The organism is Candidatus Symbiopectobacterium sp. NZEC151, from assembly GCF_025962655.1.
In the GTDB taxonomy this organism is placed as follows: domain Bacteria; phylum Pseudomonadota; class Gammaproteobacteria; order Enterobacterales; family Enterobacteriaceae; genus Symbiopectobacterium.
The window spans coordinates 124154-149750 of sequence record NZ_JAGFPE010000009.1; the positions used below are offsets into that span (position 1 = coordinate 124154).

Sequence of the window (25597 nt, forward strand, 5' to 3'; positions counted from 1 at the left end):
AATATTTGTATATTTGGCACGAATACATCATCAAAGGAAACTACAAAGATTTATGAACAAATAAATACGAATGCCTTACCAACAGATTAGCAATAACCTTAAGATCAACCTCGTCAATATTTCCATTATTTCCTTCTTTCTGTGTTAAACTCTCAAAGTTATTTTTAATATGCATTATCACGCACATGATGGTTGCACTCATAAAATCATGATCACTAATATACTCTCTTATATCCCCATCGTGATCATTTTGTAAACTGATCCAACTTGCCTCAAACGATCTTTTAGCAAGATCAAGGAACAGTTTTGTAGATTTGTTTTTAACTTTATTATTTTTAGACATAACTAACTCTCACTTTTATATGATTATTTAATATTTGATTTATTTTCAGCCCCCAGAAGGGGCCAAATAGATTTACATATAGGCTAACACTAAGGCTTTGGTATGCAGCGTCATTACCTCCATTCTTACCCCTTCAAAATCGATAAGATAGCGCTTATTTTTGGCTACACCCTTTTTAGCTCGTTCGATTACTTGGTCATAGACTGTTTCCATATGATGATTATCAGTAAGTAAATTAAATGCCTCTTTTGGCCCTTTTTTGACTATATCCCAATAAATACGGTAATACTCTTTCATCGCTGATAGTAGAAACATCTCAGTAGCGATCCTATCAAAACCATTATTTTTCTTTTTCATATATTTTTCCTTTTCTTTGTTTATAGTGTAAAATACCCTGCATTATTAATGCATAAATATTTTGATTTTTATTTTATAGTATTGTAAAAAACACAGCGTTTAACGTTTTACATAAAACCTCCTCATCGCATTAATAGTGTATTATTCATTAATCAGCGTGTTTACGTGAAAACTGAATAATATTTTCAATCCATTCATCTATTTCACTTTCAACAAAAGCTCTGGCTCTTATGCCAATCTTTATCTGTTCTGGGAATACGCCCCTGCTAATAAGTCGATAAATCCATGCTTTGCTATATCCTGTTTTATTCATCACTTCCGGCAGGCGAATAAGTCTTCTTGTTGTCATATATTTCTCCGTTGTTGTTTTGATGAATGTAGTATCTGCAGATCGCTTATGACGTTCAACCCTCGAAAAATCAGAATTGAACCTGAATTGAATGTTTTTTAAACAAAAACGGATGAAATGGTGGGAGAGCTGTCACTGGGCGGGGTGTAGAGTGATTTGGCAAAAAGTGCTATTTATTTTCCTGTTTTAAGATATTTTATAATTTTCATATTAATCAATTAGTTAATAAATATCAGTTTAAATTCTGACTTAATTCTTATCTGCTTTAGCCAAGAAAAAGGGCTATGTCCGCTAAGACATAGCCCTTCTTTTATCAGCCGTTATCCTTACCCACGCCGATTAAACGCTCCCTGCACCACATTGCTTCCGTTCTCAAGGCTTACCATGTAGTCGGCATACCATTGCAGCATCTCACGTCTGCCATCAAGATATTGCGCATGGTTGTAGGTGCCACGGATAGCATTCTTATCAACATGCGCCAGTTGGGTTTCAATCCATGCGGTGTTGTAGCCCTGTTCATGAAGAACGGTGCTCATGGTATGACGGAAGCCGTGACCCGTAACCCGGCCTGTATAGCCAATTCGCTTAAATACCTGATTGATACTGGCTTCACTCATGGTCTTACTGGGATCATTGCGTCCCGGAAACAGTAAAGGAAATTGTCCCGTCATCGCTCTGATCTGTTCGATAATGGCTAGCGCTTGGGTAGATAGCGGGATGATATGAGGACGGCGCATTTTCATGCGTTCAGCAGAAATTTCCCATAGCGCTTTCTTGGTATCGATTTCTGACCATAACGCACCGCGCAATTCCCCTGTTCTCAGGCCAGTAATGATCAGCAATCTCGCTGCCAGCACCATCAGTTCACTACCAGAGTAGCCAGCAAGGGCTTTAAAGAAAGCAGGAAGCTCTTCGGTGGTCAGGAACGGGTAATGTGTAGACTCATGCCCCTGCATGGCACTGGTGAGATCAGGCGCGGGATTATACTCGGCTCTGCCTGTCACGATGGCGTAGCGAAACACTTCGCCGCAGCGTTGACGTACTTTTTTGGCTTTCTCGGTCGCGCCTCGGTCTTCCATCTTTTTCAGCACGTTTAGCAGTTCCAACGGCTTGATGTCTGCAACAGGACGTTGACCAATGAACGGGAAGACGTCTTTGTTGAACGCTTCAAGAATGTCTGAGGCATATCCCGCAGACCATTTCTTCACTTTCATGCTGTGCCATTCGAGTGCAATTTGCTGAAAGGTGTTTTTGACTTCTTCAATGTGGGCTTGTTTGCTTTCTTGCTTAAACGCACTCGGATCAACGCCATTAACCAGCAGCTTTTTAGCATCATCTCTTTTGCTTCTGGCATCGGCTAAGGTAATGGTCGGGTAGACACCAAACACCACACGTTTTTCTTTACCTGCGATGCGGTATTTCATGCGCCAGCTTTTGGTGCCGTTCGGGAACACCTCCAGATACATGCCCCCACCATCGGCTAACTTGTAGGGTTTATCTTTGGGCTTGGCAGTCTCGACCTGTCTGGCATTGAGCTTCATTTGGGGGCATCTCCTTTAGACCGAACACGATATGCCCCCACTGATGCCCCCAACTCAGCGTAGATTTCCGTGAACGTGAGTAGACGAGCAGAGACAATAAGGGCCGTGAAACCGCGTATTATAAGGGTTTAAAGGGTGTTTGAGTAGACTTAGGGAGACGTTAAAATAGGTAGGATGGTGCCGATAATAGGAGTCGAACCTACGACCTTCGCATTACGAATGCGCTGCTCTACCAACTGAGCTATATCGGCCCTGAGACACGTCAGTGAGCACTGACGGTGGACTACGGGGTGACAAAGTAGTGAAATCACCGCAGCAAGTCAATAGTTTTGCCGTCCGTTTGCTGGTTTTGTAAACGACCGGATGAATAACAGGATTCTCTCATTATCTTCACTGCTAATAACGGAGAATCCTATAACTTTCAGGCTTAAGGGGACGGTCAGGCGCGGATTAAATCTTCGCCGTAACCAATCCACTTGTAGGTGGTCAAGGCTTCCAGCCCCATCGGGCCGCGCGCGTGCAGTTTCTGCGTGCTCACCGCTACTTCAGCGCCCAAACCAAACTGTCCACCGTCGGTAAAGCGGGTGCTGGCATTGACGTACACCGCCGAGGAATCTACTTCGCGTACAAAGCGTTCCGCATTGCTGATGGAGCGCGTCAAAATGGCATCGGAGTGCTGCGTGCCGTGTTCGCGGATATGGGCAATGGCAGCATCCATATCGTCCACCAGCGCCACGTTGAGGTCGTTAGAGAGCCATTCATCATCGTAATCCTTGGCTTCCACCGCAACCACGTTGGCAGGCCCGCTTTGCAGCGTGCTCAAGGCTTCCGGGCTGGCGTGCAGCGTCACCCCCGCCAGTGCCATTTTCTCGCTCAGTGCAGGTAGGAACTGCGCGGCAATGGCGCGGTGAATCAGTAGCGTTTCCAGGCTGTTGCACGCGCTCGGGCGCTGTACCTTGGCGCTTTCAATCACGGTCAGCGCTTTGGCGAAATCAATGCTCTCATCAGCAAAAATATGGCACACGCCAATCCCACCCGTGATAACCGGAATGGTCGATTGTTCGCGACACAGTTTATGCAACCCGGCACCACCGCGCGGGATTAGCATATCCACGTAGCGATCCAGTTTAAGCAGTTGATTGACCAACTCTCTGTCCGGGCTTTCAATCGCCTGAACCGCAGCAGCAGGCAGCCCGCTCTGTGCCAGTGCGCGTTGAATCACGCTCACCGTGGCCGCATTGGTGCGATAAGTCTCTTTACCGCCGCGCAGAATCACCGCGTTACCGGTTTTCAGGCACAGGCTGGCGACATCCACCGTGACATTCGGGCGCGCTTCATAGATAACGCCCACCACGCCCAACGGCACACGACGGCGTTCCAGTTTCAACCCATTATCCAGCACGCGACCATCGATCACTTCACCCACCGGGTCATTCAGGCGGCAGACCTGGCGCACATCGTCAGCAATAGCGCTCAAACGCTGCGGCGTGAGCAGCAAGCGGTCTTGTAATGCGGCACTCATGCCGTTTTGCCGTGCATCCGCCAGATCCAGTGCGTTAGCGGCCAGAATCTCTGCGCTTTCCGCTTCCAGCAGGTCAGCAATCACGTTCAGCGCCTGGTTCTTCTGCACTGTACTTAGCACCGACAGGTGATAGGAGGCTTGTTTAGCCGCTTTGCCCATTTTTTCCAGCATAGCGTGCTCCTTAAGTGATAATCATGTCGTCGCGATGAACGGCCACCGGGCCATATTCATACCCGAGGATATCGGCAATCTGCTGCGAGTGATGCCCGGCGATCATGCGCAGCGCATCACTGTTATAACGGGTTACCGCGTGCGCCACATCGCGTCCGGAAAGCGTACAAACGCGGATGACCTCACCGCGAGAAAAGTTGCCCTTCACCTCGCGAATGCCTTTTGGCAGCAGAGAGCTGCCACGCTCAACGATCGCGGAAAGCGCACCGTCATCAATGGTGATTTCACCCGCCGGCGGTGCGCCAAAAATCCAGTGTTTTCGGCTTTCCAGCGGTGCTTCCACTGCGTGGAAACGGGTGCCGACCGACACATTGCCAATCACGTCGCCAATCACATCGGCGCGGTTGCCTGCGGCAATGATCACATCAATCCCGGCACGACAGGCCACGTCGGCGGCCTGCAATTTGGTCGACATACCGCCCGTGCCAAGGCCGGATACGCTGCCACCAGCAATCAGGCGCAGTTCGTCGGTAATGCCTTCCACTTCCCGGATCAGTTCGGCCTCCGGGTTGGAACGCGGATCGGCAGTAAACAGGCCAGCCTGATCGGTCAGCAGCAGCAGTTTGTCCGCATCTGCCAATATCGCGGCGAGCGCCGACAGGTTGTCGTTATCACCAACCTTGATTTCGGCAGTGGCTACCGCATCGTTCTCATTAATCACCGGAACAATACGGTTATCCAGCAATGCACGCAGCGTGTCGCGGGCGTTGAGGAAACGTTCTCTGTCTTCCAGATCCGCGCGCGTCAGCAACATTTGACCAATATGGATGCCGTAAATAGAAAACAGTTGTTCCCACAACTGAATCAAACGGCTCTGCCCGACCGCTGCCAACAGTTGCTTGGTGGCGATGGTGGCAGGCAATTCCGGATAGCCCAAATGCTCGCGCCCAGCGGCAATCGCCCCAGACGTGACAATCACAATACGGTGTCCGGCCGCGTGCTGCTGCGCACACTGGCGAACCAATTCAACAATATGGGCACGGTTCAAGCGGCGCGATCCGCCGGTCAACACACTGGTACCCAATTTCACAACCAAAGTCTGGCTGCCACTCATGATTAATCTGCCGTTAATGTTGGTCAAAACACGAAGTAGTGAAAACGTTGCCACAGAGCACGTTCATAATGGCAACAGAGATTACGCGAATCTGCCCCGCTCCCGCAAACGGTAACGCGGCGCAGACTCAAAAGAGAGGCTTCACGGTCGCTCGGTGAGCGTCAAGGCGGGTTCCAAAGAGTGTAATAACTTTTCCAGACGCGTATGAAACTGCCGTTGCGTCTCCTGCACTTTCGTCAGCACTTCGGTATCCTTAATGTTCTCTTCTTGCCAACGGCCTGTTTTATCGTACAAGCCAGTATGGTAGGAATAAACGAGCGTCTGTTCCTGGGCTTCCAACTGGAGCCACCATCCCCAGAATTCCCGTTTTTCCGGCACAGGTTTCACACTAACGCATACCGCCAGGCAATCAAAGAAAAAACGCTCGTTGCCGCACTGATTCTCGCGTAGATAGGGCCCCAATGAGGCAAAACTTTTCATGAGCCGGGCTTTCGGGTGTCCACTCGGTAATGTCATCGGTTTACTCCTCAGGTTGAAGCTTATCTTTTAACAGATGGCAACAATAAATTAAACCGCTACGCTTCAGGTTGTTCTTTCTTTGTGAGTCCGATGCTTAGGCGTTCAGCGCGCCCTTTAACCAATCGCTGATATGACCCAATGCCTGATGAAAATTGCGGTATATCGGTGCCGCCTTGATGGGCAACAATTTACCGTTGGTGGACGAATTGACGATCAGGCTCGCCTCTTCTTTCGGGCACAGCAGGTCGTTATCCCAATAGCCCGCCAGCATCGGCGTCGGGCAACGGTGGCCCAGCAGCCCTTGCGTTTTGAGCGAGTAGCGTCCCAGTTCCGTTTTCAGCGCCGCATCGCTGGCATTCGCCATGCCAAGGCGGCTGGCCAACACGTCCATATACATATCCGGCACCTGATGTTGGCGCTGCGTATCACACAGCAAATGGTGCACGATGGGGCCAAGGGTTGCGACACCGCACAACCGGCCCGGCTCCAGATAGGCCAGCCGCACCGCGATATTGGCACCGAAACGAAAACCAAAGGCACCCACGCGGCAGTGATCGACCCAGGGAATATCTGGCAGCGCACGCAGTACTTGTCGGTGCAGGAAACTGCTGTCTTCACTGAGCTTCCAGCGCGACGAAAAACCTACCGACGGCACATCAATGGTCAGCATGGCCATGCCCGCCGGAGCCAGATAGTCGCGGAACAGGCGATAATAGTCGCTTTGCAGCATATCCAGCGTGCCACACATCAGCACGGTCGGGAATGGTGCCGAGCCCTGCTCAGGCAAGTGCAAAAAGCCGCGCAGGTTGCCACCGCCTTCAATGGGAAAATCCAGCGCTTTCAGCTGATACGGCAGGTAGTTCGCCGCTTCTTCATAGGCGCGGTTAGCCAGCGTTTGTGCCTGCTCGGCCAGTTCGTCCCCTTTGATATAGGGATAAGCCGCAATGCTGTAGAGATTGGCCGCATTCAGCCAATAATGACCATCGTGCTGGGTCTCTTCGCTTTCCATCGCTTTAGCTTGCCAGGCAGCCCCCTGCTTGGCCCACTCATAAATCCAGTTGCCGCTGCGGTAGCCCACCACGGTGTCCAGAAAATGTTCATTGCTGCGTTTCGCCGTGCTGACCGTAATTCGCGCCAGCACTTCTTCGATTTCACGCGGATCGACACCGCGCCAGATCCACATCAGGCGGTTCAGCGTGCGATACCAGTGTTTTGAATAGTGCCCTTCCAGCGCGGAATGGCGTTCAACGTCTTCATGGTGGCGAGCGCGCCTGACCAACGTTGATGTCTCTTGATGTTTGAACGAGGGTTTAAACAGTGTCTCAGAGAGATTGGCTTGAACCACGGCAGTCTCCTAGATACGGCATGAGTGATAACACGAAAACGCACGGCAGGTGCGCATCGGAATGAAAGTGCTGCACAGGCTTCTTGGAGCCTTTAAAAAAAATTGCCCGGCGCGAAGCCGGGCAATTAACATAACATTAGTTAGCGTCTGAACGCTATGCCGGAAGGCGATTGCCGTCCCGCCTGTTACTGCCCGACCAAGGGCGGTATGAACACCACGCCCATGTCCCACGGCTGCTCAATCCAGGTGTCCTGCGGGATATCAACCACGTAGTCATCAACCAGCGGACGTCCGGCTGGCTTGGCAAAGATGGTGATAAAATGCGCCTTCGGATACATATCGCGAATCGCTTTCGCCGTTCCCCCGGTATCCACCAGATCGTCGATCACGATAAAGCCTTCACCGTCTCCCTCGGCACGTTTCAGGACAGTCAGCGCACGCTGGTTGTCGTGGTCATAGCTGGAGATACACACGGTATCCACATGACGGATGCCTAATTCACGCGCCAGCAGTGCACCGGGAACCAACCCGCCACGGCTAACGGCAATAATGCCTTTCCATTGTTCGGCTGGCAGCAAACGCTGCGCCAGTTTACGGGCATGAATTTGCAACATATCCCAGGTGACGACGTACTTTTCGCTCATAAAAATCTATCCTGACCAACGTTAAATTGGCTTAATTCGAGTCTGAGGGGGGAAAAAGGTTGCGCGAGATTATAGATAGCCGCCAGCATAAAAACCAGTATTTATCCACGTAATCGCTGTATACCTCTTGCTTTTGCCCTCGAAGTGCCGGGTAAAGACACCCTAGCACAAAGCGGAAAATAACGGCCATACCGGTTACTTAGCGCAAAGCATCAATGATATATTCTGATTTTTTCATTTTTTAAAGCACAAAATACCGGGACCATCGGTAATACAAATTGAAGATGCATCAATAGAGAAGGAAAGTGATATTCTGTCGCTGACGTGCCGATTGCGGCGGCACACCCCGAAACGTTTAACTTGCAGTCCTTACGCACCTGATGCGCAGACGGGTCTGCTAACGAGGAGACGCTAATCGTGTCTGAACTGTCTCAACTTGCTCCCCAGCCTTTGTGGGATATTTTTGCCACCATCTGTTCCATTCCCCATCCTTCGTACCATGAAGAGGCGTTGGCACAGCACATTTTAGCCTGGGCCGAAGGGCGTAATATTCACGCCGAGCGCGACGCCGTGGGCAATATCCTGCTGCGTAAAGCCGCGACGCCGGGGCTGGAAAACCGCAAAGCGGTGGTATTGCAGGCGCACCTGGATATGGTGCCGCAGAAAAACAACGACACCGTACACGATTTTACCACTGACCCTATCCAACCTTATGTGGATGGTGACTGGATCAAAGCGCGCGGCACCACGCTGGGCGCCGATAACGGTATTGGCATGGCCTCGGCACTGGCGGTGCTGGCTGACGATCGCGTGAAACATGGTCCGCTGGAAGTGCTGCTGACCATGACGGAAGAATCCGGTATGGATGGCGCTTTTGGCTTGCAGCCCAACTGGTTGCAGGGCGACATTCTGATCAACACCGATTCAGAAGAAGAAGGTGAAGTGTACATGGGCTGTGCCGGCGGGATCGATTTTATCACCCGTCTGCCGCTGACGCGTGAAACGCTGCCCGCAGGCCTTTCTACGTTCAAACTGACGCTGAAAGGGTTAAAAGGCGGCCACTCCGGCTGCGATATTCATTTGGGGCTGGGTAACGCCAATAAGCTGCTGGCGCGTTTTCTGTTCCAGCACGCCGCGAAAACAGATATTCGCGTGCTGGATTTAAACGGCGGCACCCTGCGTAACGCCATTCCGCGTGAAGCGTTCGCCACGCTGGCCGTTCCGGCGGGCAACGTCACCGCGCTGAAAACGCTGGCAGAACAGTATCTGGCGACGCTGCAACACGAACTGGCCGCCGTGGAGAAAAACCTGACGCTGGTGCTGGAAGAAACCACCAGCGATGCCCTGCCGCTCACCGCAGAATCCCGCGATCGCCTGCTGGCATTGCTGAATTCCACCCCGAATGGCGTCATCCGTATGAGTGATGAAGTCAAAGGCGTGGTGGAAACTTCGCTCAATCTGGGCGTAGTCACCATGAACGCTGAACAGGCAGAAATCGTCTGCTTGATCCGTTCGCTGATTGACAGCGGGAAAGATGCCGTGGTCGGAACGTTAACGGCGTTAGGTCAGTTAGCGGGCGCTCACACCGCGCCGAAAGGCGGCTACCCGGGCTGGAAGCCGGATGCCCATTCACCGGTGATGCAGTTGGTGCGTGAAACGTACCAGAAGCTGTTCGACACCACGCCGAACGTCATGGTTATTCACGCCGGGCTGGAGTGCGGGTTGTTTAAAAAACCCTACCCGAATATGGACATGGTTTCTATTGGGCCCACCATCACCGGACCGCATTCACCCGATGAGCAGGTACATATTGCAAGCGTAGGCCGCTACTGGCAACTGCTGACAGCACTGCTGGCAGCCATCCCAGAAAAAGCCTAAGCACGGCGCGCCGGGGCATTTACGGCTACCGGCGCGTTGTTGACTTCACGCCCCGTCACTCCAAATTCAGCAGCAGTTGGCGTTCCATTTGCGGATCGAGCAAGGTAACGTGCAACCCGACCAGCCTGACGCCTCGCGTCTGACGCCGTTCTTCCCAGGTTTGCCGTGCCAGACGCAGCAAATCCTGCTTATTCAGTTCGGGCCACACGTGTTCCTGCGTGGTCTGGCAAAAATCATCAAACTTCAGCTTTACGCCCTGGCGGGCGATATGCAGATCCGGCTTCACCCGCCGCAGGCGCAATTCCAGCTCCTGATAGAGCTGTTCTACCAGCCCCTCACACTCATGCCAGTGGTGGATATCGGCGGCCAGCGTCTTTTCCACCCCCACGGATTTACGTAAGCGATCGGGAGAAACCGCGCGCTCATCAATGCCATGGCAGCGCTCCCATAACACACGGCCAAATTTGCCAAACTGGCGCAGCAATTCGGCCAAATCGTACTGCCGCACATCCGCGCACGTGTGCAACCCCTTCTCTTCCAGCCGCTTTGCCGTCACCTTCCCCACGCCGGGGATTTTTTCCAGCGGCAATGCCAGCAGAAAGGCTTCCATGTTGTTGGGGGTAATCACGAACTGGCCGTTAGGTTTATTCTGTTCCGATGCCACCTTGGCAAGAAACTTGATGGGAGCCACGCCCGCGGATGCCGTGAGCTGTAACTCATTGGCGATCGTCTGGCGAATGTCCTGAGCAATCAGCGTCGCTGAGCCGTTGCACAGTGGACTGTCTGTCACATCCAGATAGGCTTCATCCAGCGAAAGGGGTTCTATCAGCGTGGTGTAGCGGGAAAAGATATCGCGAATCAGGCGCGAGGTGGCTTTGTACACCTCCATACGCCCCGGCAGAAGCTTAAGCTGAGGGCACAAACGCAACGCGGTCGCCGTCGCCATGGCACTGTGCACGCCGTAGCGGCGCGCGGGATAGTTGGCGGTGCTGATCACGCCCCGCCGATCCGCACTGCCACCAATCGCCAGAGGGATGTCGCGCAGGCGCGGATTATCACGCATTTCAATGGCGGCATAGAAGCAATCCATATCGACATGAATAATTTTACGCATACACCCTCCAATTACTGTACAAAAATACAGTAATAAAAAACGGTATGCAAGCAACATTAACCAGGCGTGTGTCCATCTCCTGTGTCAGCAGGAATCAACATCACCAGTTTGAATTCCTGATGCAATGCCGGATGAAAAGTCTGCTGCTGATAGGTTATCTCCTGGCCTGTGGTGGCGTGGTGAAAGCGCCGCTCGCCGCCTTCGCGCGCCATCACCGCTTGTTGCGTCCACCAGCGCTCAAATTCACGGCTATCCCGACACAATTGCATCACCAGCTCACGCATCATCTCCTGGGAATAATGGCTCGATTCGGCGCGAAATTCCGCCACCACGCGGCGAGCGCGTTCGGGCCAATCCACTACCAGTTGCTTTGCCAGCGGGTTAACAAACATAAACCGCAACAGATTGGGTTGAGGCTCCTCCCCTAACCAGCCGCGAAATAGCCCCTGAGCCTGCGCATTCCAGTCCAGCACATTCCACACGCCATCCAGCAGATAAGCCGGGCAATCCATATACTGCAACGCCGCTGTCACCTGTGCGCCAAGCGGCAAAGCCTCTGGCTGTTTGTCCGGATCTTTAACATTCGCCAGGTTAAACAGATAGTCACGCGCTGCGGGTGCAAGCTGTAACGCCACAGCCAACCGCACTAGCGCAGCAGGAGAAACGGAGACCTCACGCCCCTGTTCTATCCAGGTATACCAGGTGGTGCTGATGCGGCTCAACTGCGCCAACTCCTCACGGCGCAAACCGCTGGTGCGTCGCCGCCCCGCAGCGGGTAGCCCGACCCTCTCGGGAGCGAGCATTTCACGCTGCGCACGCAAAAAAGCCCCTAATGCCTTTGGACCACTCAGTGAGCCATTACTCATGTTCTCTTGACCGTGTTGGTTAGCGATACGTTGGTTAACGCGAAGGTTGTTAATCAAACTAGCACTATTCTATACCAGTATAAATGTTCATATTGTACCCGTATCAGGGGCTACCTATAGTAACAACAACCTGGGTCATTCAGGTCGACGTAGCGCTGCGTCTTACCTTCGCCAACAGCATGAGAGCCATGATGAAAACTACACCGAATCACCATCAGCACGTCGTTGAACAATTTGGCGCACAGGCGCAGCACTATTTAAACAGCGCGGTGCACGCGCAAGGGACCGATCTCACCTGGCTGGCAGAGCGCCTCGCGGCATTTCCCGCTGCACACGTTATTGACGTGGGGTGTGGCGCAGGCCATGCCAGCTTCGTGGCCGCGCAGCAGGTCGCCCGCGTAACGGCCTACGATCTTTCAACGGAGATGCTGAGCGTCGTGGCACAGGCGGCACAGCAAAAGGGGCTGAACAACATCCAGACTCAACATGGCCCTGCGGAGTCCCTGCCCTTTGCCAGCGCCAGCGCCGATGTGGTCATTAGCCGCTATTCAGCACACCACTGGCACGATGTAGGGCGGGCATTGCGTGAAATCCATCGGGTATTGAAGCCGGGAGGCACCGTGATTCTGATGGATGTGGTTTCGCCGGGCCATCCGGTGCTGGATATCTACCTGCAAACGGTGGAAATGCTGCGCGACACCTCACATGTGCGTAACTACGCGCCGGGTGAGTGGATGACGCTGCTGACCGAGTCAGGTTTTGCCATACGTCAGCTTCAGGCAGACAAGCTGCCGCTGGAGTTCAGCAGTTGGATTGCCCGCATGCGCACACCGCCGCATTTCTCCACCGCGATCCTGGCGCTGCAAAAAACCTTGTCCGCAGACGTCATCGACTATTTTGCGATTCAAGCCGATGGCTCATTCAGCACGGACATCATGACCATTGAAGCGCAGCGCGCATAAATAGGGCTGACACATCAGGTGACAATGTTTTTTCCTGTCAATACGCTTGAAGAAATGCAGAGAAAAAGCAGTGTCACCGTTTTCTTAACGTAAAAATGCCGTTTTGCTGCTTTTCTCGCTTGATAAAAATAAACGCAATGATAATGTGACTGCGCCTGTCTCACAAAAAATGAGCAGGGCAGCGGCTATCGTTTGTCACACAGCTTTTACCATCAGGATTAATAATGCAAAAAATCGCGCTGTCTATTGCGATGTTGTTTTTTTTGCCATCCGTCGTTGTTACCAGTGTCGCCAGTGAACCGGCTCCCATAGCAAAAGAATTAAAACAACAATTATTAGGTTCACCGATCTATATTCAGATCTTCAAAGAAGAGCGGATACTGGAACTGTACGCCAAGGTAGGAAATGAATATCGCCTGCTTGATCACTACCCCATCTGCAAATATTCCGGCGGATTAGGGCCCAAGCGTGTCGAGGGCGATCTGAAAAGCCCGGAAGGTTTCTATCAGGTTGATCTGCGTCAGTTAAAACCCGACAGCCACTACTACAAAGCGATCAACATTGGTTTTCCTAATGAATACGATCGGGCGCAGGGCTATTCCGGTCGCTATTTGATGATTCACGGTGAATGCGTCTCTGTTGGCTGTTATGCCATGACCAACAACTATATCGACGAAATTTACCGTTATGCTGAAGCGGCGTTACGTAATGGACAAACCAAAATTGATTTGGCGATATATCCTTTCCGTATGACCGAAACCAACATGCAGCGCCACCGTAATTCCACCTACAACAGTTTCTGGCGTCAACTTCAGCCGGGTTATGCGTATTTCAACCAGAATTATCAGCCACCGTTAATCACGGTAAATAACGGACAGTATGTGGTTAATCCCTCCGTTATCAGCAGTGAAAAACCATCACGCTACGCGTTCACCCAAACAAAATAGTACGAACTCACCTGGCATAATTTGATGCCAGGTTTCATTCCCCGTCAGCGGCTGCGTCGCCAACACGGTCACCACATCATTAGGCGTGGTTTGCTGCTGAAAATCGATTTCCACATCCTGATCCAATAGCGTCGCCTTGCCAAAAGGCGCGCGCCGCGTGATCCAGTAGAGTTTGGTGGAACAGTACCCCATCACAAAGCGTCCGTCAGACAGCAGCATGTTGAACACGCCTTTGCTTCTCAGCACCTCGGCTTGCGATGCGATAAAGCGGAACACCGCGGGCCAACGGGTGGGCGAACGCGGATAACGTTGCGCCAGTTGATTGAGCAGCCAGCAGAAGGCGTACTCGCTGTCGGTTTGTCCCACGGGACGGAAATGGCCGGTTTTCAGCCCGCGATATCCTTTCAACTGACCGTTATGGGCGAACGTCCAGTTACGTCCCCACAGTTCGCGGGTAAAGGGATGGGTATTTTCCAGCGTGACCGCGCCGCGATTCGCCTGACGAATGTGCGACACCACGGCGCAGGATTTAATCGGATAATCCTGCACCAGACGGGCGATAGGAGAGTTGAAGCTTGGTAACGGATCTTTGAACGTACGACAGCCATTACCTTCATAAAAGGTAATGCCCCAGCCATCTTTGTGTGGCCCGGTGCCGCCGCCGCGCTGTATAAGCCCGGTAAAGCTGAAACAGATATCTGTCGGTACGTTTGCGCTCATCCCAAGCAGTTCACACATGTCCCCTCCTACCCCCCTTACTGCTGGCAGTTCTACGAGCTTACTGCCCGTTTGCCATTTCTTTTTCAACTAACTGGATCAGGATATGAATCGCTTTGATGTGCACTTCCTGAATACGGTCAGCGTAACCGAAGTGCGGTACGCGAATTTCGACATCCGCCGTGCCCGCCATTTTGCCGCCGTCTTTGCCGGTCAGGGTAATGACCTTCATGCCTTTGGCACGAGCGGCATCAATCGCTTTGATGATATTACCGGAATTGCCTGACGTGGAAATCCCGAGCAGCACATCCCCTTCACGTCCCAGCGATTCTACGTAGCGAGAAAACACGAAATCGTAGCCAAAATCATTACTCACGCAGGAGAGATGGCTAGGATCGGAGATAGCAATCGCCGGATAGCCAGGGCGGTTCTCACGATAACGACCGGTCAATTCTTCGGCAAAATGCATAGCATCGCAGTGCGAACCGCCATTGCCGCAGGAAATCACTTTGCCACCCGCCTTGAACGCATCAGCCAGCAGCACTGCCGCATTCTGGATAGACTGAATATTCGCGTCGTCACTCAGAAAAGCGTCCAGCGTAGCCGCAGCCTCTTTCAGTTCACTACGGATTAAGTCCTGATACATAGGATCCTCTCGTTTTGTTCGGTAACAGGCGATAACTCTGCATCGCACGGGAGGTGCGCGCAGAGGGAATGCTGGCAGTGTAACGGATCGTGGAAACCGCGAGAAGTATGCTATGCCGCAATCAAGACAATTGCTGATGTTTATCACTGCTGGGGTAAAAACGCACCAGTTTGTGAGTTAAGTTGTAATTGCGTTGTAAATAAATTGATAAAAAAGACGCGATGCACTACACACTATACACATACAGGTCAGACCTCTTAGCAGATGTTTGCCGTAGTGATAACAGCATTGAGTGGGATGCGCACAGGCGCAACGTGAACGGATCGGATTAACGGCCGATGACAACTCTGGAGACGAACTATGGTCGCAGTCAGTATTCTTGTTTTGCTGATAATGGTGGGAGCCCTGTTTTATCACCGGGTGAATCTGCCGCTCAGCGCCGCGTTGCTCGTGGCCTACTTCGCGTTGATGGGTGCCGGTGGACTGTGGTCCTACTGGTTGTTGTTGCCACTGCTGGTGGTGTTGGCACCACTGGTGGTGACCGCGCTGCGCCAAAAGGCACTGTCGGCCCCTGCCCTGCGGGTGTTTAAAAAGGTGATGCCTGCCATGTCAAACACCGAGAAAGAGGCCATCAACGCCGGCACCACCTGGTGGGAAGGCGAACTGTTTCGCGGTGCACCGGACTGGAAGATGCTGCATAACTATCCGCAGCCGACATTGACAGAAGAAGAGCAGGCGTTTCTCGATGGCCCGGTGGAAGAAGCATGCCGGATGGCAAATGATTTCCAGATAACCCATGAACTGGCCGATCTGCCGCCGGAGCTGTGGGCGTTCCTCAAGCAGCACCGCTTCTTCGCCATGATCATCAAAAAGCAGTACGGCGGGCTGGAATTCTCCGCCTACGCGCAGTCTCAGGTACTGCAAAAACTGGCGGGCGTTTCCAGCATTCTGGCGATTACCGTCGGTGTACCTAACTCGCTCGGCCCCGGCGAACTGCTGCAACATTACGGCACCGAGGATCAGAAAGATCACTACCTGCCACGTCTGGCGCGTGGTCAGGAAATTCCCTGCTTCGCACTTACCAGCCCGGAAGCCGGCTCCGATGCGGGCTCAATTCCTGACGTTGGCATCGTTTGCTACGGCGAATGGCAAGGCGAGCAAGTGCTGGGTATGCGTCTGACCTGGAACAAACGCTATATCACGCTGGCACCGATTGCCACCGTGCTTGGGCTGGCGTTCAAGCTGCACGATCCCGATCACCTGCTGGGTGATGAAGACGATATCGGTATTACCTGTGCGCTGATCCCAACCAACACCCCCGGTGTACAGATTGGCCGCCGCCACTTCCCGCTTAACGTGCCGTTCCAAAACGGCCCGACGCAAGGGGAAAACATTTTCGTGCCGCTCGATTACATTATCGGCGGCTCGAAAATGGCCGGTCAGGGCTGGCGTATGCTGATGGAATGCCTGTCGGTGGGGCGCGGCATTACGCTGCCGTCCAACTCGACGGGTGGCATGAAATCCATTGCACTGGCAACCGGAGCTTATGCCCACCTGCGCCGCCAGTTCAAAATCTCCATCGGTAAAATGGAGGGGATTGAGGAGCCGCTGGCGCGTATCGCCGGTAACACCTACGTGATGGATGCCGCCGCGACGCTGGTGACCGTAGGCATCATGCAAGGTGCCAAACCAGCGGTGCTCTCCGCCATTGTGAAATACCACTGCACCCATCGGGCACAACGCGCTGCGCTGGATGCCATGGATATCACCGGCGGTAAAGGCATCTGCCTTGGTCCTTCCAACTTCGTGGCGCGCAGCTATCAGGGCTCCCCCATCGCGATTACCGTGGAAGGGGCTAACATCCTGACGCGCAGCATGATTATCTTCGGCCAGGGTGCCATTCGCTGCCATCCCTACGTGCTCAAAGAGATGGCGGCGGCGCAGGACGACAACCTGACCCGCTTCGATCGTGCACTGTTTGGTCATATCGGGCATGTCGGCAGCAATCTGGCGCGTAGCCTGTGGCTGGGGCTCAGCAATGGGCATTTGAGTCAGGCACCGACCAAAGATGCCACCCGTCACTACTATCAACGGATAAATCGCCTCAGCGCCAACCTGGCTCTGCTGGCGGATGTGTCGATGGCGGTGCTGGGCGGCGATTTAAAACGTCGGGAACGTATCTCCGCTCGACTGGGCGATGTGCTGAGCCAACTTTATCTCGCCTCGGCGACGCTGAAGCGCTTTGACGACGAAGGCCGCCAGCAGGCCGATCTGCCGCTGGTACACTGGGGCGTGCAAGATAGCCTGCATCAGGCCGAAGTGGCCTTGCACGATCTGCTGCGTAACTTCCCGAACCGTGCGGTGGCAGCAACGATGCGCATCGCGCTATTCCCGCTGGGCCAGGTCAGTCCGGCACCGAGCGATCGTCTGGATCATCAAGTCGCCAAGCTGCTGCAAACGCCAAGCGCCACGCGCAGCCGGTTAGGACGCGGTCAATACCTGACGGCCAGCGAACACAACCCGGTGGGTCTGCTGGAACAGTCGTTGCTGGATGTGATGGCCGCCGAACCGATCCACCAGCGGTTGTCAAAAGCGTTGGGTAAATCCCTGCCATTTATGCGGCTCGATCAGTTGGCGGAGCAGGCATTGGCAGAAGGCGATATCACTGCGGAAGAAGCGCAGATCTTGATCCGAGCTGAAGCGAGCCGATTGCGCGCTATCAATGTGGATGATTTCGCGCCTGAAGCGCTCGCTGCTCATGCACCACAAACCAAACCGGCAACCAAAAAATCCGTTGCCGTCGCCTGATAACCCGCCGGGCTGCTCTCGCAGTCCGGCGTTTTCCATTCTTCGCCCTCGAAGCTAAATTACCGCACTGCACGTATCATTATCCTGCTCAGTATCTGCGCGGAGTTTGAAGCGCCTCCGAGAAACCCAACGCCATTGCCCGGATAATTCCTCTTTTAGCTGAGAGGAAAGGATCGATGAGCACCCGTTTCAGTGGGTTACGTAAAGGCCTCAGTTGGATGTACCCACGCCGTCTACGCAACCAGCTCATTATGATTGCGGTGTTCATGGTCACGATCCCCACCCTCACCATCGGTTATGTCGTCGAGACCGAAGGCCGGGCGGCACTGCTGCAAGAGAAAGAGAAAAAACTCTCTGCCATTACCCATCTGCTGGATGAAGCGCTGGGGGACAGGTTCACGCATTTTGCCACCCTCCCCCACGCTGAGCGTATTCAAGCGCTCAATCAGGAGTTAGCCCCGATCACCGAGAGGATCACGCGCGCTTTTAACGGCGTCGGCGCAGGCTATTACCACCGTGCGCTGGACGCCATCATCACCTATGCCCCTTCGGCACAGTTTCAGTCCAACGTCGGTGTCACGATCAACGCCGACCACCCCGGCAGAGAAGTCATGTCCAGTAATCAGCCCAAGGTCTATTCCGGCAAGCAGGTGCGCGGCAACATCATGAATTCCATGCAGCCGATCGCCCGCGATGGCAACGTGATTGGTTATATCTGGGCCAATGAATTATCTGAAGATATCAGCCAGCAGGCTCGGCGCATGGATATCAATATTGTCTCGGTGCTGGTACTGGGTTTGCTGGTGAGCCTGTGCCTGATTATTCTGCTCTCTCGCCGTTTCAGTACCAGCATTGACGTGATTGCTCACGGACTGGAAGATCTGGCGCAGAATCTCAATACCCGGTTGCCGCCCCTATCGGGAGACTTGGGGAAAATTTCACACAGCGTCAACGCGTTGGCGCAGGCATTGCGCGAAACCAAAACCCTCAACGATCTGATTATCGAAAGTGCCGCCGACGGCGTGATCGCCGTGGATAAACACGGCAATGTCACTACGATCAACCCTGCCGCTCAGGAGATAACCGGCTATCGGCAGGATGAGTTACTGGGCCAGCCGTATGCCAAAATATTCTCCAACACACATTTTGACAGCCCGGTGCTGGATACGCTGCAAAAAGGCACCGAGCACGTCGCGCTGGAGGTGAGCTTTCCCGCCCGGGATCGCACGATAGAACTGAGTGTGACCACCAGTCAGATCCATAATGCCCATAATCAGCTGGTTGGCGCGTTGGTAATCTTCTCCGATCTCACGGCACGTAAAGAGGCGCAACGGCGGCTGGCGCAAACAGAGCGGCTGGCGACACTGGGTGAACTGATGGCGGGCGTTGCCCACGAGGTGCGTAACCCACTGACCGCCATCAAAGGCTACGTCCAGATCCTCAAGCAACAGGACACCGATCCTATCCATCAGGAATATATCGCCATCATCCTGAAAGAGACCCACTCCATCAACCGGGTGATTCAGCAACTGCTCGATTTCGCCCGCCCGCGTCAGGGCTATTGGCAGTTGGTCAGCCTGAACCAGCTTATCGAAGAGTGTCTGGTATTGATCCAAACCACTGGACTGCAAGCCCGTATCGACGTGAGCAAAGATCTGGCACCTGACCTCGAAGAGATCGAAGCCGATGGCGAACTGCTGCGGCAAGTGATCCTCAACATTTTGATCAATGCGGTACAGGCCATCAGCGCGCGCGGGCAAATCACTATTCGAACCTGGCAGGTGGACGATGCGCGTCAGGCGGTCACTATCCGCGACACCGGCTGCGGTATTCCCGAGCAGCATAAAAACAAGATTTTCGATCCCTTTTTCACCACCAAAGCGTCGGGCACCGGCCTCGGGTTAGCGCTCAGCCAGCGCATTATCAATGCGCATCAGGGAGACATTCAGCTTAGCAGCGATCCTGAGCACGGCACTGCCTTTACCCTTTTGCTACCGATTCACCATCAGGGAAATACGCCGCAATGAAACAGACTTACAGTATCCTGATCGCCGATGATGAAGAGAATGTGCGCCGTATGCTCACCACGGCATTTTCGCTAGCCGGTCAGCAAACATTTTGCGCCAGCGATGGCCGCGAAGCGGTGCGGACCTTTATCGATCACACGCCGGACGTGGTATTGATGGATATCCGCATGCCGCGACTCAACGGCATCGAAGCGCTGCAACAGATGCGCCAGCATCACCCTAAAACGCCCATCATCCTGATGACCGCCTACGCTGCCGTGGAAACCGCCGTTGAGGCGTTACGCCACGGCGCGTTCGATTACGTGATCAAACCCTTCGATCTCGATGAACTGACGCTGATCATTCAGCGAGCACTGCAACTTCAGGCGATGAAGCAGGAGATTCGCCATTTGCATCAGGCACTGAGCGACAGTTGGCAATGGGGGCACATACTGACCAACAGCCCACGGATGATGGAGATCTGCCGCGACACGGCCAAGATCGCGCTCAGTCAGGCCAGTGTGTTGATCAGCGGTGAAAGCGGCACCGGCAAAGAACTGATCGCCCGCGCCATTCACTACAACAGCCGGCGAGCCAACGGCCCCTTTATCAAAATCAACTGCGCCGCGTTGCCGGAATCGTTGCTGGAAAGCGAGCTGTTCGGCCATGAGAAAGGGGCCTTTACCGGCGCGCAGGTGCAGCGACAAGGACTGTTTGAGCGCGCCCATCAGGGAACACTGCTGCTGGATGAAGTGGGCGAAATGCCGCTCAATTTACAGGTAAAACTGCTGCGCGTGTTGCAAGAACGCGAGTTTGAACGGGTAGGAGGGCACAACACGGTAAAAGTGGATATCCGTATCATTGCAGCCACTAACCGCAACCTCGCCGCGATGGTCGATAGCGGCGATTTCCGGCAGGATTTGTTTTATCGCCTGAATGTGATCCATCTGGAAATTCCCCCGTTACGCGAACGCCAGCCAGATATTGCGCTGCTAGCCAATCACTTCCTGCAAAAGTTCTGTGCGGAAAATCAGCGCGAAATCATTGATATCGATCCGGCAGCGCTGGCGGCTCTGCAAGCCTGGCACTGGCCGGGCAATATTCGCGAGTTATCGAATGTGATTGAGCGTGCGGTGATCATGAGCACCGGCGTGGTGGTTTTCGCCGACGATTTGCCAGCACAGCTGCACAGTGCAGCCACCAGCGCCGATGGGGAAAAGCCGCTACAGTCATTCACTCAGGGTGAGTCCAGCCTGAAAGAAGAGATTAAACGCTACGAGAAGCAGGTGATTATTTCCACGCTGGAAAAACATCAGGGCAACCGCACCCACAGCGCATTACAGTTGGGTATCAGCCGCCGGGCGCTGATGTATAAACTGCAAGAATACGGCATCGATACCCTTCTTCCGAAAACGGACGCCTGACCCGCCTTTGCCTGAGAAGGAATTTGCGCACTGTGCAAATTCCTTCTCACTTCCCGCCGCCTACCTGACACCGTTTACGGTTAAAGATACAAAACCAACTCATTGAAAAAAATCATAAATAAAAAATTTATTGCCTGAAAAACACAGCTGGCACCCGCCTTGCTATTCCCTGCCCGTACCCACTTCGGCGTATACAAAGGGAAAAATAATGAAAGATAAACATCTTACCTTACCGCAGGCTAGCCGCTTGTTCCGTGATGGCATGACCATCATGGTGGGCGGTTTTATGGGAATTGGCACGCCCCCCCGTCTGGTTAATGCGTTACTCGATTCCGGCGTGCGCGACTTGACGCTGATCGCCAACGACACCGCGTTCGTCGATACCGGCATTGGCCCGCTGATCGTCAACGGCCGGGTGAAGAAAGTGATCGCCTCACACATTGGCACCAACCCGGAAACCGGTCGCCGCATGATTAACGGCGAAATGGAAGTGCAACTGGTCCCGCAAGGAACCCTTATCGAGCAGATCCGTTGCGGCGGTGCCGGGCTGGGCGGCGTGTTGACGCCAACTGGGGTTGGCACCGTGGTGGAAGAAGGCAAACAGCGGATCACGCTGGATAACGTCACCTATCTGCTGGAACGCCCACTGCGCGCAGATTTAGCACTGATTCGCGCCCATCAGGCCGATGCGCTCGGCAATCTAACCTACCAACTCAGCGCCAGAAACTTCAACCCGCTGCTGGCTCTCGCCGCAGATATCACGCTGGTCGAACCGGATGAGTTGGTCGCTATCGGCGACATCGAACCGGATCGGGTGGTCACGCCCGGTGCCCTGGTTGATTACATCATTACCTCCGAGGAGCGTTAATCATGGATGCCAAACAACGTATCGCGCGCCGCGTGGCGCAAGAACTGCAAGATGGCGATGTGGTCAATCTGGGGATTGGCCTGCCGACGCAGGTGGCTAACTATCTGCCGGAAGGCATTGATATCACCCTGCAATCAGAAAATGGTTTTCTTGGCCTCGGCCCGATAACCGAACCGCATCCCGATCTGGTCAACGCGGGTGGGCAACCCTGCGGCATTCTGCCCGGCGCAGCGATGTTCGACAGCGCGTTCTCCTTTGCCCTGATCCGTGGCGGCCACGTGGATGCCTGCGTACTGGGCGGCCTGCAAGTGGATGAAGAGGCCAACCTGGCTAACTGGGTTGTTCCCGGCAAGATGGTACCCGGCATGGGCGGCGCGATGGATTTGGTTACCGGTGCGAAGAAAGTGATCATCGCCATGGAACACTGCGCTAAAGACGGTAGCGCAAAAATTCTCAAACGCTGCACCATGCCGCTCACCGCACAGCATGCCGTCCATATGCTGGTCACTGAATTGGCGGTATTCCGTTTTATTAACGGCGCCATGTGGCTCACCGAAATCGCACTGGGCCACGACGTGGACAGTATTCGCGCCAAAACCGAAGCGCACTTCGACGTGGCAGAACCGCTGCAACCGATGTGGCAAGCCACTGTCGGGGGTGATGCATGATAGGGCGTATCTCGCGTTTTATGACGCGCGTCGTCAGCCGCTATCTGCCCGATCCGCTGATTTTCGCCATGTTGTTAACGCTGATTACCTTCGGCGTGGCGCTCTGGCTCACGCCACAAACGCCGCTCAGCATGGTGAAACTGTGGGGGGATGGTTTCTGGAATCTGCTGGCGTTCGGCATGCAGATGGCGCTGATCATTGTCACCGGCCATGCGCTGGCGAGCTCACCACCGGTCAAACGCCTGCTGCGTCTGGCGGCTTCCGCCGCCAAAACGCCGGCACAGGGCGTGATGCTGGTGACGTTTTTCGGCTCCGTCGCCTGCGTGATCAACTGGGGCTTCGGTTTGATCGTCGGTGCGATGTTTGCGCGCGAAGTGGCGCGCCGTGTACCCGGATCGGACTATCCGCTCCTGATCGCCTGCGCCTATATTGGTTTTCTCACCTGGGGTGGCGGTTTCTCCGGCTCAATGCCTCTGCTGGCGGCAACACCCGGCAATCCGGTAGAGCATATCGCCGGTCTGGTGCCGGTGTCTCACACCCTGTTTACCGGTTTTAATCTGTTTATCACGCTCGGCCTGATCGTCGTCATGCCGTTTGTGACCCGCATGATGACGCCGCGACCCAGCGATGTGATAACCATCGATCCTGCGTTGTTAAAGGACGATACCGACTTCCAGAAAACCTTGCCTGCCGATGCGCCGCCTTCTGAACGTTTGGAAGAGAGCCGCATTCTGGCACTGATTATCGGCGCATTGGGTGTCGTTTATCTGGGCATCTACTTCGCGGAGAAAGGGTTCAACATCACCATCAACACCGTCAACATGATGTTCATGATTGCCGGTCTGCTGCTGCATAAAACCCCCATGGCCTATATGCGGGCTATCAGCGCCGCGGCGCGCAGTACCGCCGGTATTCTGGTGCAGTTCCCGTTCTACGCCGGTATTCAGCTCATGATGGAACATTCCGGACTGGGCGGTCTGATCACCGAATTTTTCATCAACGTCGCCAATAAAGACACCTTCCCCGTCATGACCTTCTTCAGCTCTGCGCTGATCAACTTCGCCGTGCCTTCCGGCGGCGGCCACTGGGTGATTCAAGGGCCCTTCGTGATGCCTGCGGCACAAGCATTAGGTGCCGATTTGGGCAAATCAGTGATGGCTATCGCCTATGGCGAGCAGTGGATGAACATGGCCCAGCCCTTCTGGGCGCTGCCCGCGCTTGCCATCGCAGGGCTGGGCGTGCGCGACATCATGGGGTATTGCATCACTGCGCTGCTGTTCTCCGGGGTGATTTTTGTCGTGGGTTTGACGTTCTTTTAACGTCGCGGTGATGAAACAGAGGAAAAAAACATGAAAAACGTCGTTATCGTGAGTGCAGTACGTACCGCCATCGGCAGTTTCAACGGATCGCTTGCCGGTGTGAGCGCGGTCGATTTGGGGGCTACCGTTATCAAGGCGGCATTAGAGCGCGCCAGCCTTGATGCGGAACGTGTCGATGAAGTGATTATGGGCAACGTGTTGCAAGCGGGCCTGGGGCAGAACCCGGCGCGTCAGGCGTTGCTGAAAAGCGGGCTGGCAGACACGGTGTGTGGCTACACCGTCAACATGGTGTGCGGATCGGGACTGAAAAGCGTGGCGTTAGCCGCTCAGGCGATTCAATCCGGTCAGGCCACCACGCTGGTGGCGGGTGGCATGGAAAACATGAGCCAGGCCCCTTACCTGCTTGATGCCAAAGCGCGCTGGGGCTACCGTCTCGGCGATGGGCAGCTGTCAGACGTTATCCTGCGCGATGGCCTGATTTGCGCCACCCACGGCTATCATATGGGCATTACCGCAGAAAACGTCGCCAAAGCCTATGACATCAGCCGCGCCATGCAGGATGAAGCGGCGCTCATCTCCCAGCAACGGGCGGTTGCGGCAATTCAATCCGGTGCGTTCGCTGCCGAAATCATCCCCATCACCGTCAAACAACGCAAAAAAGAGGTCGTGTTCCACACCGATGAGTTTCCCAAAGCGGACTCTACGCTGGAAGGGCTGGCAGCACTGCGTCCGGCCTTTGACAAAGCGGGCACCGTAACCGCCGGGAATGCCTCGGGCATCAATGACGGGGCAGCGGCGCTAGTGATAATGGAAGAAGACACCGCGCGGGCTGCCGGGCTGACACCACTGGCGCGTATCCGCGGTTATGCCAGCGGCGGCGTAGCCCCGGCGCTGATGGGCATGGGCCCCGTGCCCGCCACGCAAAAAGTCCTGCAACAGACAGGATTGCAGATTGATGATTTCGATCTGATCGAAGCCAACGAAGCCTTTGCCGCCCAGTTCCTGGCGGTAGGCAACACGTTGAAGTTCGATCGGGAGAAAGTTAACGTCAACGGCGGAGCGATGGCGCTCGGCCACCCGATTGGCGCCAGCGGCGCGCGCATTCTGGTGACGCTGCTGCATGCGCTGCGGGCGCGTGATAAAACGCTGGGGCTGGCAACGCTGTGCATCGGCGGCGGCCAGGGCGTGGCACTGGCCATTGAGCGTCTTGACTGATTTTACGCTGCCACATCAGGGATAACGCAGCGGTAAACCGGCGGCAGCCTATGCGTCGCTTCGCAGAGGCTTGCCGCTTTGTTTTTAACCGTACGCTGACACTTCAGAATAAGCACCATGAGGCGGGGAATAAGTCTATTTCCTATGCAAAAAAATCCTGAGTAAACAATCAATATCGTCATTTACAGAACCGCAGTCTCTTCACTTTATTTTTACCGTAGTGCAGACAGAAACCAACTATACCGGCGTTGACC

The 25597-nt window shown here is 54.2% G+C and carries 24 protein-coding genes and 1 tRNA gene; 11 read left to right on the forward strand and 14 right to left on the reverse strand.

Annotated elements, in window-relative coordinates:
• Positions 1–40: 40 nt before the first annotated feature.
• The 10 genes from J5067_RS21540 to gpt form a co-directional block, all read right to left on the reverse strand.
• Positions 41–343: a hypothetical protein gene (locus J5067_RS21540; RefSeq protein WP_264628227.1), complete on the reverse strand. Its 303-nt coding sequence runs from the start codon at positions 341–343 to the stop codon at positions 41–43.
• 72 nt (positions 344–415) lie between these two features.
• Positions 416–700: a hypothetical protein gene (locus J5067_RS21545; RefSeq protein WP_264651980.1), complete on the reverse strand. Its 285-nt coding sequence runs from the start codon at positions 698–700 to the stop codon at positions 416–418.
• A 148-nt stretch (positions 701–848) separates the two neighbouring features.
• A complete protein-coding gene (locus J5067_RS21550) occupies positions 849–1049 on the reverse strand; it encodes an AlpA family transcriptional regulator (RefSeq protein ID WP_264628225.1) in 201 nt (66 codons plus the stop codon).
• Positions 1050–1375: 326 nt separating this feature from the next.
• On the reverse strand, positions 1376–2590 hold the full coding sequence (locus tag J5067_RS21555; protein ID WP_264628288.1) for an integrase arm-type DNA-binding domain-containing protein: 1215 nt from the start codon (positions 2588–2590) through the stop codon (positions 1376–1378).
• 175 nt (positions 2591–2765) lie between these two features.
• A tRNA-Thr gene (locus J5067_RS21560) sits at positions 2766–2841 on the reverse strand.
• Between the two features lie 188 nt (positions 2842–3029).
• Entirely contained in the window at positions 3030–4283 is a 1254-nt protein-coding gene (gene proA / locus J5067_RS21565) for a glutamate-5-semialdehyde dehydrogenase (protein ID WP_264651981.1), read from the reverse strand.
• Positions 4284–4293: 10 nt separating this feature from the next.
• Positions 4294–5397 carry a glutamate 5-kinase gene (proB, locus tag J5067_RS21570; protein ID WP_264645781.1) on the reverse strand — a complete coding sequence of 368 codons (1104 nt, stop codon included), beginning with the start codon at positions 5395–5397 and terminating at the stop codon, positions 4294–4296.
• A 141-nt stretch (positions 5398–5538) separates the two neighbouring features.
• On the reverse strand, positions 5539–5913 hold the full coding sequence (crl, locus tag J5067_RS21575) for a sigma factor-binding protein Crl (RefSeq protein WP_264645780.1): 375 nt from the start codon (positions 5911–5913) through the stop codon (positions 5539–5541).
• A 97-nt stretch (positions 5914–6010) separates the two neighbouring features.
• Positions 6011–7261, reverse strand: a complete 1251-nt coding sequence (frsA, locus tag J5067_RS21580; RefSeq protein ID WP_264645779.1) for an esterase FrsA — start codon at positions 7259–7261, stop codon at positions 6011–6013.
• A 185-nt stretch (positions 7262–7446) separates the two neighbouring features.
• Entirely contained in the window at positions 7447–7905 is a 459-nt protein-coding gene (gene gpt, locus J5067_RS21585) for a xanthine phosphoribosyltransferase (protein WP_264645778.1), read from the reverse strand.
• 417 nt (positions 7906–8322) lie between these two features.
• Between gpt and pepD the strand changes: the two genes are divergently transcribed.
• Entirely contained in the window at positions 8323–9783 is a 1461-nt protein-coding gene (gene pepD / locus J5067_RS21590) for a beta-Ala-His dipeptidase (protein WP_264651982.1), read from the forward strand.
• Positions 9784–9838: 55 nt separating this feature from the next.
• Here the strand turns inward: pepD and dinB are convergent, their stop codons facing one another.
• Both dinB and J5067_RS21600 read right to left on the reverse strand, forming a co-directional pair.
• The gene (gene dinB, locus J5067_RS21595; protein WP_264626189.1) at positions 9839–10897 is read right to left on the reverse strand and encodes a DNA polymerase IV; all 1059 of its coding nucleotides are present in this window, start codon (positions 10895–10897) and stop codon (positions 9839–9841) included.
• A gap of 56 nt (positions 10898–10953) precedes the next feature.
• A complete protein-coding gene (locus J5067_RS21600) occupies positions 10954–11763 on the reverse strand; it encodes a helix-turn-helix transcriptional regulator (RefSeq protein ID WP_264651983.1) in 810 nt (269 codons plus the stop codon).
• Between the two features lie 191 nt (positions 11764–11954).
• Here J5067_RS21600 and J5067_RS21605 point away from each other — a divergent pair, with 191 nt between their 5' ends.
• Positions 11955–12725: a class I SAM-dependent methyltransferase gene (locus J5067_RS21605; protein ID WP_264645870.1), complete on the forward strand. Its 771-nt coding sequence runs from the start codon at positions 11955–11957 to the stop codon at positions 12723–12725.
• A gap of 224 nt (positions 12726–12949) precedes the next feature.
• Positions 12950–13672 (forward strand): peptidoglycan meso-diaminopimelic acid protein amidase, encoded by a 723-nt coding sequence (gene dpaA / locus J5067_RS21610; protein ID WP_222157967.1) that lies wholly within the window; start codon positions 12950–12952, stop codon positions 13670–13672.
• On the opposite strand, the gene J5067_RS21615 is transcribed toward dpaA, so the two are convergent.
• Complete coding sequence (locus J5067_RS21615; RefSeq protein ID WP_264645775.1) at positions 13643–14410, reverse strand: class II glutamine amidotransferase; 768 nt, start codon at positions 14408–14410, stop codon at positions 13643–13645. The genes dpaA and J5067_RS21615 overlap by 30 nt on opposite strands.
• Positions 14411–14450: 40 nt before the next feature.
• Positions 14451–15035, reverse strand: a complete 585-nt coding sequence (lpcA, locus tag J5067_RS21620; RefSeq protein ID WP_264651984.1) for a D-sedoheptulose 7-phosphate isomerase — start codon at positions 15033–15035, stop codon at positions 14451–14453.
• A gap of 360 nt (positions 15036–15395) precedes the next feature.
• Between lpcA and fadE the strand changes: the two genes are divergently transcribed.
• The 8 genes from fadE (at position 15396) to J5067_RS21660 (ending at position 25504) form a co-directional block, all read left to right on the forward strand.
• Entirely contained in the window at positions 15396–17843 is a 2448-nt protein-coding gene (gene fadE, locus J5067_RS21625; RefSeq protein WP_264645773.1) for an acyl-CoA dehydrogenase FadE, read from the forward strand.
• A gap of 176 nt (positions 17844–18019) precedes the next feature.
• On the forward strand, positions 18020–19870 hold the full coding sequence (gene atoS, locus J5067_RS21630) for a two-component system sensor histidine kinase AtoS (RefSeq protein WP_264651985.1): 1851 nt from the start codon (positions 18020–18022) through the stop codon (positions 19868–19870).
• The gene (gene atoC / locus J5067_RS21635) at positions 19867–21273 is read left to right on the forward strand and encodes an acetoacetate metabolism transcriptional regulator AtoC (RefSeq protein ID WP_264651986.1); all 1407 of its coding nucleotides are present in this window, start codon (positions 19867–19869) and stop codon (positions 21271–21273) included. Before atoS ends, atoC begins: the two co-directional genes overlap by 4 nt.
• Positions 21274–21481: 208 nt before the next feature.
• Positions 21482–22141, forward strand: a complete 660-nt coding sequence (gene atoD, locus J5067_RS21640; protein ID WP_264627602.1) for an acetate CoA-transferase subunit alpha — start codon at positions 21482–21484, stop codon at positions 22139–22141.
• A gap of 2 nt (positions 22142–22143) precedes the next feature.
• On the forward strand, positions 22144–22809 hold the full coding sequence (locus tag J5067_RS21645; RefSeq protein ID WP_264627601.1) for a 3-oxoacid CoA-transferase subunit B: 666 nt from the start codon (positions 22144–22146) through the stop codon (positions 22807–22809).
• A complete protein-coding gene (locus J5067_RS21650) occupies positions 22806–24128 on the forward strand; it encodes a TIGR00366 family protein (protein ID WP_264651987.1) in 1323 nt (440 codons plus the stop codon). The genes J5067_RS21645 and J5067_RS21650 overlap by 4 nt, the downstream gene beginning before the upstream one ends.
• A 30-nt stretch (positions 24129–24158) precedes the next feature.
• Positions 24159–25343, forward strand: coding sequence for an acetyl-CoA C-acetyltransferase (locus J5067_RS21655; RefSeq protein ID WP_264627600.1), 1185 nt, complete (start codon positions 24159–24161; stop codon positions 25341–25343).
• 50 nt (positions 25344–25393) lie between these two features.
• Positions 25394–25504, forward strand: coding sequence for a helix-turn-helix domain-containing protein (locus J5067_RS21660; RefSeq protein ID WP_264627599.1), 111 nt, complete (start codon positions 25394–25396; stop codon positions 25502–25504).
• Positions 25505–25597 lie beyond the last annotated feature (93 nt).